This is a genomic window from Caballeronia sp. 11_S32 (assembly GCF_056930355.1).
Genome location: NZ_JBXOWH010000001.1, coordinates 1,631,219 through 1,646,605, shown reverse-complemented (window position 1 = coordinate 1,646,605; position 15,387 = coordinate 1,631,219). Strand labels below are relative to the sequence as shown.

Genomic DNA, 15,387 nt, shown 5'->3' with positions numbered 1-15,387 from the left:
CGGGAAAAAATTATCGCGTTTTAGTACGTGATGTCGCGTGAGCAACGGTGCTCTCAATCATCGAAGGTCATGGGCCACTGCGCCCTTAACCTCGTTAGGAGAATCGGTAATAGAGGTACGCAGCGAGATACCTCGAGTCTCCGGCACGAACTGAATTGCAATGAGGCAGACCACTGCGATCGCAGCGACGTAATATGCCGGCGCCATTGGGGTTTCGAACGCGTGAACGAGCCAGGCGCTTACGAAAGGCGTCGTACCACCAAAGACTGCAACAGCAAGCTGATAAGAAATAGCGTGGCCGGTGGCTCGGAATGAGGTCGGGAAAAATTCGGGCGCAGCGGTAAAGCAAGGACCGTCATAGATGCCGATTCCGATCGCCAGAAGAATTTGGCCGATTAGCGCCCCCGAGAGCGTGCCTGTCGACGCAAAGTGGACCGCCGGGTAAGCGGCGATGGCCAACCAGACTGCGCCAAGCGTGAGGATTCGCTTTCGCCCAAATCGATCACTTAGGAGGCCGCCGATGGGAATGAGCACAGCAAGGACGGCGACTGCTACGCCGTTCGACAGCAACGCTGACGTTGAGTCGAGCTTCGCCTCCCTCACAAGGAACGTGTACATGAAGCCGAGCAGAAGATAAGAACTTACCGTCTGGACCGGTTGGATCATCACGACATAGAGCATTCCCTTCAGACCAAGGCGAGTTGCACCGCGCAGCGGATTTGATCCGTGCTTTTTCGCAGTTGCTTGCTTAAATTCCTCAGGCTCTTGCAAGTTGCGTCGAAGCCAGAAGCCAACGATACCGATAAGGCCACCAGCCAAGAACGGGACACGCCAAACCCAATCCGCATACGCCTTCGATCCAGCCCACAGTTGAATGCCGACCAGCATCAGCGCGACGACTGTGTTTGGCAGATGGGAGAAGATGAACGTGAAGCCGACCCAGCGCGCTCTGCGGTCGGCCGGAGCCGACTCCAAGATATAACTGGTGCTGCCGGTCGTTTCCCCGCCCAATGCAAGGCCTTGTGCAATGCGGCACGCCACAAGGAGCATTGGCGCAGCGATGCCGATGTCCGAATAGGTCGGAAGGATCCCGATGACAGCAGTCCCGAGGGCCATTAACCAGACGGTGGCGGCAAGGACCTTAACCCGGCCGACGCGATCAGCCATGTAACCGAACATCAAGCCGCCCAGCGGCCGAGCGAAGAAAGCCACCGCATAAACTGCGAAGGTGCTCAAAATTGCGGCGGTACGGTCGCTTCCTGGAAAGAAGTGAGCCGACAAGATCGGCACTGAAAAACCGAAAACCGCAAAGTCATAGATTTCGCCAAAATTTCCGATCGAGGCGGCGCCGAGTATGCGCTTCGAACTGTCCTTTCTCACGTTGTCTCCTGGAAACGATTTGTGGGCGGGAAGGCTTATGCCTAACACCGCATGAGCGGAGGCTTCTCGTTTGCCTCCGCCAACCATGTCTGCTGGCTTGCTTAGCATTATTGAATCTGGCGCGTCAGCAGGGAAATGAATAAACTGGATGCATCCATAAACAAGAACATATGCGTCCCTCTTAGATGGAGAACACCCTTCATAGCGTTCAGTGGGCTCGGAAGCTTAAATTTCGGCATCTAGAGGTCTTCTTGGCGCTCCATGAGACCGGCAGCATCACGACTGCGGCGGCTCGGCTTCACATGACACAACCAGCCTTGTCGCACTGGCTGGCGGATCTTGAGAGCGTGGTCGGACATCCGCTGTTTCTGCGCAACCGGCGCCTCGAACTCACGGGTCTCGGAGAAGTTTTTCGGGGACACGCCGAGCGAATGCTTGGAGAGGTGTATCGAACGGATGCGGAACTGAAAGCGGTCGACTCAGGAATGAACGGACGGGTGCACATCGGAAGCGGCCTTCCACGCGTGCTGCTCCCCAGCACGATCGTTCGACTTCAGAGCGAGCGACCAGGTATTTTCGTCTCCGTGGTCGAGGCGCCGTTTTCAGCGCTATTGGAGATGCTCGCCCACAGAAGCATCGACGTGATCATCGGCGCACTCGGCGCACAGGCACTGCAAACGGGTTTGGCCAGAGAGCCCCTCATCTCCGAGAGCATCAACATCGTGGCTCGAAGTGGGCACCCATGCCTGGAGCCCGTCGCGCTCTGCTGGAAAGACCTCTTGGCATATCCTTGGATTCTGCCGCCGTCGGGTTCGGAAATGAGAGCTACATTTGACGCTGCGTTCGCTACGCAGCGCGTCGCTCCGCCAACGCCATGCGTCGAGGCCGGGTCGTCGATCCGCGCGCAACTGCTGATGGGCGACAGCAACTACCTCTCGATTCTGCTGAGTTCTGAGCTACGGCTCTACAGTCAAATGGGCCTGCAAAGTGTGCGTATTGAGCCGATTATTCGCTTCCCGGACATCGGTGCGATCTGGGACGCCGATCGATGTGGCGCGCTCGTACAGCAGTTCCTCTACGCTCTCCGGATAGAGTCGCACGCTCTCTCGGCAACCACTCAAAAAGCGAATCCTCAGTAATCCTTTTGAGCATGTAGAAGATGCGTCGCGACAAAACCGTGATCATGGGTGTCGCCTCCCAACGAGGAGGCCTCGCCGCTACGTATGGAGTGAGGGCCGTCTGAGCTGTCGCCCCTGCACGAGATGACCATACACGAAACCGCTTGTAGAACCCCGTGTCGCGTCGCTTAAAGAGAACCGCGACGGCACGGGTTCGTGCGTCCTGCCCATGGGACTTATATCTCGAACAAGCAATACCTCGGACCCCTGCTTTTTAAGCGCGTCGCGGCGCCCGAGGTCAAACTGAGCAACGAGATCAGCGGATCAATTCGGGCAATTCGACAGCTTCGGCGGCAAAACCGTATACCGACTTGATCTCGAGATACTCTTCGAGCCCGAAGACTCCCATCGAGCGGCCAATGCCCGATTGTTTGTAGCCGCCCATGGGCGTCAGCGAGTTGGTCGCCGCGCCATTGAAGCAAATCCTCCCGGCGCGCAAACCACTGGAAAATTCGTATCCTCGCTTTCGGTCGCCCGCAAATACATACCCACCCAACCCAAAAATTGAGTCGTTGGCAATCTCCAAGGCTTCATCCTCCGTGCGGTACGGCATCACCGCCAATACCGGCCCAAAGATTTCTTCTTTTGCAATGGTCATACTCGGGGTTACGTCACTAAACACCGTCGGCTGCACGAAGAAACCACGATCAAGGCCTTCGGGGCGATCCGTGCCACCGCAGACCAACTTGGCGCCCTCGTCGATGCCCGTCTGGATGAAACGCCGCACCGATTCGTACTGCGCTTGGTTAACCACCGGCCCCATTGTCGTGTTTGGGTCACGCGGATCACCTAGACGGAACTTCGAGATTTCATCGAGCAGAAACGGAAGCACCGTTTCGACCTGTCTTTCATGGACAAGCATTCGGCTTGGAGCGTGACAACTCTGGCCGGTGTTGAAAAAACAGCGTCCGACGTTCCAGCGAGCCGCAGCCTCGAGATCAGCGTCCTTCAGCACGATATTGGCTGACTTGCCCCCGAGTTCCAAGGAGACCCGCTTGACAGTGCGAGCAGCCGCTTCGCCGACTTTGATCCCGGCTCCCGTGGATCCGGTGAACGACACGAAGTCCACACCGGGATGAGCGGATAGGGCCTCGCCGACAATTCGACCGCGGCCAAGGAGAAGATTGAATACACCCGGGGGAAGACCTGCCTTGTCTACGACTTCGGCCAGAAGGATACCGCTAAGCGGAGACGCATCCGAACCTTTCATGATGGAAGTGCAGCCGGCAGCTAGCGCGTAGATGAATTTAATGACCGGAGTCTGAATGGGCCAGTTCCAGGGCGAAATTAGTGCACAGACTCCGACCGGCTCGCGCCGGATGATGGTGTCACCCATATGCGTCTCGAACCGATACGATTGCAGCAGGTCGCGCGCCACCTTCATATGCCCGATCGGCCCTGAAACCTGGGCACGCACAGACGCGGGCGCCCCAATTTCACTGGCGACCACGTCGGCGAGATCGGCGACCCTCGCCTCATACGCGACGATGAGACGATCGATCATGTCGACCCGCTCAGCCACGGTAGTACGCGAGAAAGTCTCAAACGCGCGCCGGGCGGCAACTACGGCACGATCAACGTCCTCAGCCGTAGCACCATTGGCGACCGTGGCAAACACCTCTTCGGTGGCGGGGTCCACCATGTCGCGCTGTCCCGGCCCCGACGGAGCGATCCATTTGCCGTCGATGTAATGATGTGAATAGTGTTTCATTGCGTTCCCTTTCCACGCGAGTTCGAAAGTAAAAATATTGCTGCTTCGCCGAGCATCGCTCGGTGGCCGTCCTAAGGGCGGGCCTTCATCTGCCGGCAGCCTCAAGGATGGCTCGCGCATCGATTCCGGCGTGCTCTCCCATGAACTGAATCAAGAACATGCTGTCTTTGTCCAAGAAGCCCGCCTGCGCGGCTGTTTTCAGGGTTTCCACCATGCGGGGCGCAAGCCATAGGGGAACGCCGAGAGCTTCGGCCTCATCGATCAGTAGCGACTCATCCTTGATGCTGTTGGCAAGCCTTGCCCCATAGGCGAACTCGCCAGACCGTACGGCAGCAGGAATTTTGTCCGACGTGGTGTGATTGCGGCCCGTGCTGGCATTAATCACTTCGAGCAAACGCATCGGATCGATACCAGCCTTCATACCGACTACCAGACCCTCGAACGCAGCTAGGCGTCCCGCCGCAGAAAGGTGGTTGTTGATGAGCTTGGCTAATTGCGCCTGCCCCGCAAGATCGCCCACGTGAAAGACGTTCTTCGCCATGACGGCCAGATATTCTTTGGCCAATGCGAAAGACCCGCTGGGACCCGAGACCATCGTCGTCAGTGTCCCGGCGCGAGCTCCGTTCGGCCCCCCACTGACGGGCGCGTCAAGGAACCCGATCCGTTTAGGCAAGCCATCCCCGATCTTCCGGGCGACCTCTATTCCGATGGTTCCGGTATCGATATACACCTCGACGCCACGGCCTTCGCTGATTGGTCCGAGAGCGATGTCCAACGATAGTTGCGTGGTCGGCAAACAAGAGAACACCACTCGAGCCTGGTCAGCCACCTCGCTCACAGAACCCGCTCCTTTCGCACCACCCGCAACGAACGGAGCAACACTTTCTGGGCTCACGTCATAGACGATGAGCGGGATACCGGCCTCGAGCAGGCGCTCCGCTATCGCGCCCCCCATACGGCCAAGCCCTATAAAGCCAACTCGGTCCTTCGACATAGATCCACCCTTTTCGACATTACTCGCAATCGGCGCAGGCCAACTGTGACAGCATTGAGATCGACAAATAATCCCAATATGTGCGTCTTCCTACAATCCTAAGAAGAATGTTTCATCGGCGATGTCCCCGACGAACTACCGCCTTGAAACCGTGGAAAGCTCGTCTTTTATGTAATTTATCTCATATGGCAGGATAACATCACTTTCATATTTTTACCATCGCTGCGTCCATTGCCAGACGCACCCCCGCGTTGCCACTCGCTTTATGGCTCGCAGGGACGTCTTCCGCAAGGGGCGCTCGACCACAAGAAAGCGGAGCGTCACGGCCAGACGAGAGGCCCCTGCTTCAGCGACTCTGGACAACCAACGCATGGTCTCAACAACGTAGGTGACAACTCGCGGATTTTTCTGCTGTCGGGCGTCGACACGGCAGCGGGCGACCATGTTGCCGCAGGTCGAAAATTGGAAAACAACGATCGACAAATTTCCGCCGCCGTGCTTGCATTTGAACCGAGTCAATCAGGGCAAAATCACCCATTCCAGGGCAACCTCGCGAATCTTCCGCGGGCCTAGGTCAACGTCTTCGGCTTGTGCCTGACGCGCAAAGCGTCAAACCCAGTATATAAAGCGCAGTCAACCCGCGGACCTTCCGATAGGCGATGCCTTCCGGTATCGCATCAGGGAAGCGCAGGTCTTCGGCAATGACGGCGCTTGAACCCAGTCGAGGCGCGGTCCGTGGGATTCGTGCCCGTTTTCGACCTGAGCCCACAGCGCGGCTCGAGGAGGAATCGACCGCGACGCGAGACCAGTCGACTCGGTCGGCGAATCGTGCTTGGAGTACCCGTGCAACTGGTTCGCAGACGCCGGCCTGCTGCCCGTCACCGAAGCAGCGCCAGTAACTCATGTCGGAGCCCCGGCCCATTCGAGCGCTGCATCATCCTGGACGTCCTCGAACCCAGCGTTGTCTTACTCACACCCGACGACATCGCCGCTGTCCTCACGCAGCAAAAGTGGATGTCGACAGCGTGGAAATTAGCGAGCATCTACCTTGGCCAGCATCGGTGCCCATGCTCTCTCGAAACGGGCGCTCGACATGGTGGGCTGAGCGAAGAGACGGCCTGCTACGTCTCAATGGCGTACTTCGCCGAGACCAGCCCGTATGCCGACTTCGTGTTGCACGAGGCCGATCACGTGTTCCATAACTGCAAGCGAGTGACCGTCGGGCTGAACGAGAGCAGTCGCGATTAATACCCACTCGACATTGACAATTCCAAGCGCAAGATCCTTTTTTCTATGCATGCAAAGCGTACAGCCGGATCATCTCAATGCCTGGAAGCGCCAGCGCCAGACAACGGCATGACGCGCTCGATCGGAATGCCAAAACATCGTTACCGCCGAATGATCGCGTGGATCACGACGAGTCCTTCTATATCCTTGGAGAGGCCGTGGGCACTCGCAATGAATGGCAAAGATCCTGAAACGGCGTACGCCGCTTCGGACACGGTGAGCCTTCGCACCGTGAAGTGGTCGCAGCATCAGCGGCATGTAGTTTGCGATCTCTCTGACCGGTGCTAGCGTGAACACACGCCTGAGTAGTGCTTCTGTTTTCCACAGGCTTGCCCACAAATTCTTTATAACGACCGCGCTCTACTTGCGGAAGAGTCAGGTTTCACACGCATGACGCTATGCGCTAGTGTCGTATATCGTTCATCTGCGAGTTGTGGGCAAGAGCGAAGATCGGATCGAAGAAGTATGTCCCTGGAGAATTCCGACAGTCCCAGCGAAGGTCAGGTGATTCGGTCAAGTTTGAAATGCACTTCCGCGTACGCGGCGTTGCAACTCCACACTTCCTTCCCGTCACGATTAAAAATTGCGATTCCCTTTGCTATCGTGCACTGCGCCTGTGGCCAAACAGCACTATGGCCGTTTATCGCAGCTGACAACGCATTCCGCTCCTTGCAAGTGGCCAGATATTTACCGTCCCGTGGCGCCATGACTGATGTCAGAAAGGTTGAGAACGGAGCTATCTTAACCCGTCAGTACGTCAGTCAAACTTCGCTTACTGTAGGTTCTCGTCGGACGCGTGTGCTGATGCGTCATTTTGCTCCAAGAGTCCAGGCAGGCGACCTCTGCAGAAGTCATGTCCGAAGGGACGTAGACCATCGGCCCTTGTGGGTTTGGTAAACACATTATTTGCATCACGTTCGGCTGGCTCGACGCCTACGCTGTGTGGTAAGGGCTTCGCCGCTCTTATCCACAGCGTTATCCCGCAAAACAGTGGACAACCTTCGCGCTTCCAGCGCTTGCCACTCCTCCTCAACGGCTCGGGCCTGCAGTTTCAATGAGCAGAAGTACAGTGCCGCGTAGGCGCGTTCCGCCGCGATGAGTCGGTCGATTAGTTCAATCTTGGTCAGACGTTCAAGGCGCTGTCGAGTCGAGCGGATATCCCGGTCGAGCTTCGCCGGCATAGGCAGCACTTGTGCGTCGACGGGAGCTGCGGGGCGTCGGCGCGGCTTCCGTGGTCGCCAGTCCCGGTGGTCCTCATACAGACGACGTGCACCTGCATTGTTGAGCAATGCGCTATGACTGATACCTTTTCCGTCCGGATCAAGCGCTCGCGACGAAGTGACGATGGCCGAGATGGTGACTGCCCGACGCTCACCCTGCAGAGCGGCGATGGCGCGTCGCACGAGATCGAGCGTGTGTGCTCGACGCGCCTGGTGAATGCGGGCCAGCCACGGACGTTGGCTTGATGGCATGATGTTCCTCCGTTTCAGGGCGCCGTGCCTCGTCGGCCCGGTAGTGCTCGATGAGGTCCATTTCCCGAAGCTCGGTGTCTGCGGCAGCAATGAGCTGCCCAAGCCGGTTCACGTCGGCAAGCAGCCCTTCCTTGCGGTAGTAACTGATCTCATGTTCGGCCCAGTTGCGCCGCTGCTCAACCTGCGAACGCTTCGACGGATCCGGTATCTTGGCCGCGCAGCCAATGCAAGCAAACTGCACCTTGCAGAGGCCATGCGCCCCGCAATGCCCTCCGACGACTTCGGCGAGCGTGCCGGTCCGCATCGCGGCGTCGCGATACAGTTGTTGTAATTCAGCAGGAGAGCGGAGGACCGCCTCTTCGACGTCGATGTTGCTGGCGATCGCGGCCAAATACCGGTCGGCGGCGTCCGCGATCATTGTCGCTGTCGGTTGCGAATAGTATCGAGTGACGGGAATGCTCTTCTGGTGCAACCAGGCACCGACAATATCCACCGGGATCTTTTGAATTTGGACTGCATGCGTGGCGAATCCGTGTCTCAGGAGATGAGGTCGGAGAAAAACTGTCCTGCCCGAAGCCGTCCGCAGTAACATTCCGTGCACCATGAATCGCAAGCACGAACTGATCGTGATCGCCGAAAGATGTCGGTGCTCAAACTGAAATAGATAAGGTTCAACGCCAAAACGGTGGGCTCGCCTATTCAGCGGGTCGAATGGGACCGGAGGGAGGGGATCTGTGCTGAGTAGGCCGTAGTGTGCTGCCAGGATCTGGCCTATCTTGGCGAGCAGCCTGACGGTTTCCGCGCCCACGAAAAAGTCGTGCCGGACATTGCGGCGCTCGCCCTTTGGAATCAGTCGAAACAGGTATCGAATCCTCGGCGACTCATCCGCTGCGCCCGGCGGAGCGGGCTGAATCAAGCGCACGAGACAGTGCCGGTTCAGGCTGATTTGCATAAGCTCGTTCATGCGGGCGCCAGTGGTCGTGAGCACGTCGACCGCCATGACGCCGAAAGTCAACGCGTGAAAGACCTGTTCAACTGGTATCAGCACCCGGCCCAAGCACGCTTGCGCCCGGACAAGAAATACTTGCCACGGTGGAAAAAGCACGCCGGGGTTGAGGGTGTTGAATGAGAGAGCGGCATATCCCCACGCCTGGCGCCATGCAGCGGCTTCGGTACTTCGTGCACGATCTGATGCATAACGGAGCAGATCAGCGAACCACACCGTGGCACTGACGTCCAGTTCGCGGTCGGTCCCGACCTCCTGCATTGAAACGAGTTCGGGCAAACGTGTATCAGGAGGCGGCACGGCTGCGCTAGCGCGACGCGCAAGCATCGGATACGCAGCCAGAAGCGCGTCCACCGTCCATATCCTCATGTGCATGCGCCAGTTGCCGTCTATGTAGGTATATTCGGTCGGCTTGCACGGAAGACCTGACGATTCGGCGTTACGCAGTGCGTTGCGATAGGCGGTACGAAACCGGATGAACCAGTTCCATCGCAGGTGCGCTTCACTTCGAATATCGGGATACACCTGCATCAATACATCGGTGTCTTCTTTACGCCGCTGCTGACGGGCCTGCTCGATCGGCTTCATATTAAGCCACGGATCATGTAGTGACCGGTTCGCATGTTTAAGCAGCCAAGGCTCAAAGCGCCTGCGTTGAGCAGTGGATAACCCCCGCAACCACAGCAGTTCCGCGCTGGCGACGGACTGATACCGCTGAAAGAAGCTGATACGGACTTCTTGCGGATCGTCTCCGACGGTGCCATCCAGATACGGTCGCATATAGGTGTCAAGGCTGGCAAAAAATGCGGGCATGTCGCTAAGCAGGTGCCCTTGATGCCGATAACCGAAGATGAGTTGCAGCTTCGCGCTCACTATCGACACCGCGCTGTAGATCGTGCTGTGTTCATAGCGCTGTGCGGCCATCACGAGCGCTGCTAGCGCAAGATGACCGTACCACGGTTTGCCGAGTACATGACGCAGCAGATAGTGAACGACGGGAGGCGGTACCCGTCCAAGTTCGGCGCCACTCTGCATATCACCTTCAGTCGCGGGTGCATGCTTGATCAGCCGTGGCAGGTCAGGCAGTGACTGAAACTGGTCAATTCGCATGTCGACTCGTGTTTCACGGCGGGAGTTCATCGTTCGCACCTCCCAGATGCTGAAGGAATTGCCAGTGTGGATCTGCCACTATATCCGGCACCGAGCGTGGTGCGATGGGGGAGCTCGGAAGGTCGAAGGTCGGCTTACGCGCGCGCAATGCACGATCAATGGTTGCATGCAGCGTGTTCTGAAGGTCCGCATGCTCAAGGTCGCGGAAGTAGTGATCGTAGCGCTCAAGCGTCGCGCGTCCGCTACGCCAGTTCATGTACGTGATAAGGGCGTCAATGGCACGGTCGCGAGCGAGGCCAGCGGCAAACGTGCGGTAGATTTCTCGCATCGCTTGCGTGACATACCAATGCCGTGTTTGATGGACATTTGCGCTGATGTTGGCTCGGCGACACGCGGGGCGCCACGCGAGATCGCGGAAGGTGGCCGCGGTCAGCGCGGTATGGTGTGAGGTCAGGAAAAGTGGCCTGATGGACCACCGTGCAGGTGCGTCGTGGGTGAGGTAATCGGCCAGATTGCAGTGATCGGGATCGACAGCACAGCGGTCGTGATCCACATACCGGCGCAGCAGTTTGGCAGACGCTTCGCTGAAGCGCAGTGTCTTAACGCGCCGTTGACCGCTGCCTTTACTGAAAGCGCTAACCTCGCGGCGCAATCCATGGCTATGCCAGTCACCCAGAGTCAAGCCGCATACCTCGCTGATCCGCGCGCCGGTCTCGAACAGCAAACGCGTGACCAGCTGGTCGCGCAGGCCCCAACCGGCCGCACGGCCGGCATCGAGGATGCGGCGCGGGAATAGCGGATCATCGATGATCTGCGGGATCCAGCGTTCGTTTACGAGCACGAAATACGCTGCTGTGTGACGACCTCGAGGTGCAGCCTCGAACGGCTGAACGCCGCTGGCCTGTGGCATCGCCGGATAATCGTCGCGACGGTGTCGGAGCAACGCCACACCCGTCGTGTCTGCACTACGGCCTAGCGGGTCGGGCTGGGCATATAGGCCGGCGTCGATGGCGAACCGATAAAACGCTCGCGCCGCCGCCAGGAAGGCGCGCACTTCCGCAGGATTAGCGACAGTCGCATGTACCGCGACAAACTGCCCGCGTCGCTCGCGGGCATGACAGCGCAGGACCTCGCAGAGAAACTGCGCGCAGAGTGCGCGGACCCCCGCGACGTTGCTATCCCACCGCCGCCGCTTCCCAATTAGCCACGAAAAGTAGTGGAGCATCGCGTGCGCATAAACGCTAACGGTGGTCGGCGCATACCGTCTTTGAGCGTATCGAACGAAGTAACTTAACGGGCGATTCGCACGGCCCTGCGCATCCGTTACAAGTAGGCAGGGTGTTCCATCCTCATTGGTCGAACGTCTGAGGAACAGGCTTACCGGGCAGGGGTGATCGGAGGCCATCCTTCAACGCTACTAATGCCTATCCAACCTTAAATATAGAGGGTTGCGCAAGCGATTCAAGCAACTTGCGCTATCTACTCTGTGGATAAAGTCATGGCGGAACGGCCCTGCCGCCGACACAATATCGCGGCGCTGTCAACATACTCTTGGCTGGTCGCCGCGAAACGGCATCCCACCTTGCGACCGGTGGCGAATCGTAGGGCTTTATGGCTGCGGTCCGGGCGGGGATGTGCCTTGGTCGCAGAGACGCTCTTCCGCCTCACTCTGCTTTCGGAAGCCTCGCCCGGCAAAGTTCGAGCTCCTTGCTGAGCGAATCTATTTCCGCTTGCATACTATTCGCCCGCTTCAGAAGCTTGCCGACCCCATGCCAATACTCGTACCCGAGGTCACCCTCTGCCACGGCGAGTTCGTGAATCTTCTCGAGAGCTATCGAAAGATCGAGCTCGTTCTCCGTAGACATCTCTCCCTCTTCGGTTGCGTTCGTTCTTTCACCCTCGCGCGGCGCGCCGGGTGACCAACAAAACAGAACGCCCTCATTTATATATCGGGTCTTGATGCGCACTATCACCAGGCTAAGCACGAATCCAATCGCGGGAACGACCAGCAGCGCCGGATACATCAACGCAAACGCCCAAAGCTGTTCCACGAGCTTCATGATTCTCGGGTGTCCGGTACACCGTTCTCAAGCGTCCGGGACTGCTTTTCGACGAGCTTTGCCGTGCGCCTCACCTGCTTCACGTCGCCGCGCAAAAGTGCCTGTAGCGGTGTGAGGCCGCCAAGCGACTCCTTCGGCTCTGTGAAGAAACTCCACTTGCTCCAGCCGGTTAAACCGCCAAGCCGCCGCGCGACCTTCGATAGATCCTTCCGGTCGAGCTCCTTTGCGAGGAAAAACGCCGGGTAGTACTGCTCGCCACCAACCTCAACGCTGAAGATGCGTCCCGAGGCGACACGTTTGTTCAGCCTCCGCACCGTGATACCCAAAGCTTCGCAGACAATTTGTGCGCGAAGCAACTTGCCTTCAGCGACAAGGGCGTTCCGCGACGAGATCCGGGAGATCGCACCGCGTTTGCGTTTGCTGCGTTGTTTCTCGTCCTGTTCACGGAGCGAACAAAGGTCCATATTCAAGACGGTGGCCAGGCCCATTATTCGCGCGAGATGGATCTTAAAGAGTCGCCCGACCTCGGCATCTGGGAGGCTTACGAGCGCTTCGGCCGCTATAGGATCGAACAGGACTGCCGCCACGGCAGCACGGCGGAATAGGTATTCCATCCGAGCGTCGCGGAGCGTTGGACGGTCGCTATTCTTTCGTGCTGAACGTGGCATCGTCGTTCCTCCCCCAGTTCGCTTCCGACCAGCCCTCTTTCGGGATTTCGAGTAGTTTGTCGACCTGACGACGTGGAAGCAGGCGAGATGCACGATCAAAAGCGCGGTCGGGGACAGACGGTCGCTCGCGGCGCCCGAGCAGAGAGACCTCAAGCGGACCCCGACCGCAATCGCGAGCGGCGGGTGACCCGCTCTTCGACTATCCCGCTCGTTTCGTCGCAGCAAGCTGCGCCGCCCTCTTGGTTTTCCTTATCATCCACACTGCCGCTGCATTGCCACCTTCGCCGGCGCTGTCCAGAGGTTCTGCAGCGCGATCGCGACCCCTCAGATCTCGGCCTCGTTGAGGTGGTGCCGCAGCAGCGTCATGGCCAACGTTCGGACGAGTTCGGCGCAGTATGTAGCGCTTAGAGCGCATGCTCCATCGTCGAGCAGAGGCGCGTCGCGATTGCTACGTGCAGACTCACCATCAGCATTCCCTCTTTGCCGCGCCGTCAACGCCTACGTCGTAGTGTTTCCGAGGCGGCGAGGCCTCACGGTTCCCGAGCGTACACCGTCGGTGCACTACTCATTGTTGCGCCTCCGAGCCTTCCACTGTCGACTATTCGGTCATTCCAAAGAACAAGGAACGATGTTAGCTAGTGAATCGGCCCGCGACGAGCCTTTGCCGGTTCGGCCCACAAATGAGGTAACGCCGCGGCCGAGACGTCAATATCAACGTCGAGCGGATAATGCCTCAGTAATGTCATCGCTAACGTCCGGACAAGATCTGGCGAATAGGAGCCGCGTCCCTGTGCTAGGGTCGCCAAGAGTTCACGCCCTCCCAGAATCGCGCGGGTTCGCTCCTCAGGCGTTGTCATAGCGCCTCTGTCCACAAAAGATGTCGGTTATCTCTTTGCACCCAGACACGCCGTTGACTGAGCACCATTGATCCCAGACGCACTGGGCTTTTGCGTCATGCCTGCTTGAGCCCACGAGAACATACACGCGCCGCGAATATGTGTTCACGCGCCCAGTCTTGGCATCGAAGTCCTTGATTGCGGAACTCACTCGGCCTGTGCTTTCCCGTTCGTCGATGCCAACGACATGACGCGTGTTCTCGGGGTACACCACCATGACGCGCCAATTGACGAGTCGAACCTCATATCGGTTACCCGCACGTCGAGGGGTTACGTTCGGCATAGCCGCTTCCCGGGTAGCAGTAACCCCGGACGCGCGCGCACTCTAGCGCCCGAGTTTCCGGAGAGCTTCGGTCAGACGACAATTATTTGACTTTTTGCCAACCGTTCTGGCGTGCGGTTCCGCACGTCGTATCGTGATGTTGAGTGTAGTGGAACAGTGGAAAACATCAAGACAATCTCGATCATCCTTTTCAACTGGCCGACGCCCCGTCACGAGCGATGGTGTTCAGGTAGGAACTGTCCAGATAGAGCTGGACTCCGTCGAAGCGGCAGACCGTAGCACATTGAAAGAAAAGTGTAGCCGAGAACGTGCCTTCTCGAACTTGCGTCTCTAGCTCATCTGCATCGATCCAGATACCGATTTCTTCGAGACGTCGAGAAACTTTGGGCCAGTCCAACCACGGCTGCGCATCTAGTTCGGCGCGGAGCAGCGAGGTCGCGCGCTCCTGCCAGGACGCCGTCGATGACATCACCGGTGCCCAAGAAAGGGGGTATGTCGCGCCAGAGGCGTACACAGCTTGCAGGAAGAAGGAAAAGCGAAACCGTCCCCTCTGAACTTTTCCTTCAACGGAGCGAGCGGACTCGGTCAGTCCAAGCGCCGATAGCCTCGATGCGAGTTCGGCGTAGCTGAGATCTTGCCGAGCCAACGCAACTCGCGTCGCCCTCGAAACGAGGCCGGCCCATGCAGCTTCGATCTGCTCATCACGCACGCCTTGATTTCGCGCTCGCATGTAGTACTCTGGTTGGTATGTTGTGCTTCGTGTGTAAACGCACGCTAGTTCTCTCGCTCAAAAGTAAAATTACAGACAGTTGAGACGGTGATTCCTCGCCCCATCGTGAATCCTTGGTTCGCGCTGAATGGGCAGTTTTGGAGAATCACGTCATGGCCTCATTTCTCTACCTCGGAATCGAGGGGGTAGTGCTTCGTATCTATGGGCGAAGCTGCGGCCAGCATCGACCCCGGTCAATTCTCTCGGCTCAACCTCTTCCTCTGCTTCATCCAATTTCGGACCTCGTCGTGAGACAGCATGACCTGTCGATCGTACTCAACACCTGGCTAGTTAACGATTACGGCTTTCGGTCACTTATCGCTCTATTGCCGGATTCGATTGCCCACCGAACCGTCGGTGCAACCATTCCCGGAAATCGACTTCACAGGCATTTCATCGCATACCACGGTCGTGCGGACATGCTTCGAGCAGACATCAAGCGACGCGCGCCTTCCAAGGTAACGATTATTGATGCTTCGCGCAGTGCGATTCCCGACGAGTACGGAGACCGATCAATATGGGTCCCTCCTGCGAGTTGCCGTCATGTTGGTGACGTGACGACACGCCTCACAC

10 protein-coding genes and 1 pseudogene are annotated in these 15,387 nt (G+C 58.1%); 1 reads left to right on the top strand and 10 read right to left on the bottom strand.

All coding sequences use genetic code 11. The features are described from left to right. Window positions 1-57: 57 nt before the first annotated feature. A complete protein-coding gene (locus tag AC1Z32_RS07500) occupies window positions 58-1,380 on the bottom strand; it encodes an MFS transporter (protein WP_483478048.1) in 1,323 nt (440 codons plus the stop codon). Between the two features lie 185 nt (window positions 1,381-1,565). On the opposite strand from AC1Z32_RS07500, the gene AC1Z32_RS07495 reads away from it, so the two are divergent. Continuing rightward, window positions 1,566-2,519, top strand: coding sequence for a LysR substrate-binding domain-containing protein (locus AC1Z32_RS07495; RefSeq protein WP_483478047.1), 954 nt, complete (start codon window positions 1,566-1,568; stop codon window positions 2,517-2,519). A gap of 295 nt (window positions 2,520-2,814) precedes the next feature. Here AC1Z32_RS07495 and AC1Z32_RS07490 read toward each other — a convergent pair whose 3' ends face one another. From AC1Z32_RS07490 to AC1Z32_RS07450, 9 genes and pseudogenes are all read right to left on the bottom strand, one after another. Beyond that, the gene (locus tag AC1Z32_RS07490; protein ID WP_483478046.1) at window positions 2,815-4,269 is read right to left on the bottom strand and encodes an aldehyde dehydrogenase family protein; all 1,455 of its coding nucleotides are present in this window, start codon (window positions 4,267-4,269) and stop codon (window positions 2,815-2,817) included. A gap of 85 nt (window positions 4,270-4,354) precedes the next feature. After that, the gene (locus tag AC1Z32_RS07485) at window positions 4,355-5,293 is read right to left on the bottom strand and encodes an NAD(P)-dependent oxidoreductase (RefSeq protein ID WP_483478226.1); all 939 of its coding nucleotides are present in this window, start codon (window positions 5,291-5,293) and stop codon (window positions 4,355-4,357) included. A gap of 680 nt (window positions 5,294-5,973) precedes the next feature. Next, window positions 5,974-6,185, bottom strand: a pseudogene (locus AC1Z32_RS07480) (IS5/IS1182 family transposase); the annotation flags it as partial. 1,736 nt (window positions 6,186-7,921) lie between these two features. After that, entirely contained in the window at window positions 7,922-10,168 is a 2,247-nt protein-coding gene (locus tag AC1Z32_RS07475; RefSeq protein WP_483478045.1) for a hypothetical protein, read from the bottom strand. Next, a complete protein-coding gene (locus tag AC1Z32_RS07470) occupies window positions 10,152-11,363 on the bottom strand; it encodes a tyrosine-type recombinase/integrase (RefSeq protein WP_483478044.1) in 1,212 nt (403 codons plus the stop codon). Before AC1Z32_RS07470 ends, AC1Z32_RS07475 begins: the two co-directional genes overlap by 17 nt. Window positions 11,364-11,802: 439 nt before the next feature. Then, complete coding sequence (locus AC1Z32_RS07465; protein ID WP_483478043.1) at window positions 11,803-12,198, bottom strand: hypothetical protein; 396 nt, start codon at window positions 12,196-12,198, stop codon at window positions 11,803-11,805. Continuing rightward, complete coding sequence (locus AC1Z32_RS07460) at window positions 12,195-12,812, bottom strand: hypothetical protein (protein WP_483478042.1); 618 nt, start codon at window positions 12,810-12,812, stop codon at window positions 12,195-12,197. Before AC1Z32_RS07460 ends, AC1Z32_RS07465 begins: the two co-directional genes overlap by 4 nt. A gap of 689 nt (window positions 12,813-13,501) precedes the next feature. Further along, window positions 13,502-13,723 (bottom strand): BPSL0761 family protein, encoded by a 222-nt coding sequence (locus AC1Z32_RS07455; RefSeq protein ID WP_483478041.1) that lies wholly within the window; start codon window positions 13,721-13,723, stop codon window positions 13,502-13,504. 512 nt (window positions 13,724-14,235) lie between these two features. Beyond that, a complete protein-coding gene (locus tag AC1Z32_RS07450; RefSeq protein ID WP_483478040.1) occupies window positions 14,236-14,775 on the bottom strand; it encodes a DUF6471 domain-containing protein in 540 nt (179 codons plus the stop codon). Window positions 14,776-15,387: the final 612 nt, after the last annotated feature.

Bases quoted from the DNA above. Each gene is read 5' to 3' on its own strand.
- AC1Z32_RS07495 (WP_483478047.1), top strand. From the start codon at position 1,566: ATGGAGAACACCCTTCATAGCGTTCAGTGGGCTCGGAAGCTTAAATTT.
- AC1Z32_RS07490 (WP_483478046.1), bottom strand. From the start codon at position 4,269: ATGAAACACTATTCACATCATTACATCGACGGCAAATGGATCGCTCCG.
- AC1Z32_RS07475 (WP_483478045.1), bottom strand. From the start codon at position 10,168: ATGAACTCCCGCCGTGAAACACGAGTCGACATGCGAATTGACCAGTTT.
- AC1Z32_RS07470 (WP_483478044.1), bottom strand. From the start codon at position 11,363: ATGCTCCACTACTTTTCGTGGCTAATTGGGAAGCGGCGGCGGTGGGAT.
- AC1Z32_RS07465 (WP_483478043.1), bottom strand. From the start codon at position 12,198: ATGAAGCTCGTGGAACAGCTTTGGGCGTTTGCGTTGATGTATCCGGCG.
- AC1Z32_RS07460 (WP_483478042.1), bottom strand. From the start codon at position 12,812: ATGGAATACCTATTCCGCCGTGCTGCCGTGGCGGCAGTCCTGTTCGAT.
- AC1Z32_RS07455 (WP_483478041.1), bottom strand. From the start codon at position 13,723: ATGACAACGCCTGAGGAGCGAACCCGCGCGATTCTGGGAGGGCGTGAA.
- AC1Z32_RS07450 (WP_483478040.1), bottom strand. From the start codon at position 14,775: ATGCGAGCGCGAAATCAAGGCGTGCGTGATGAGCAGATCGAAGCTGCA.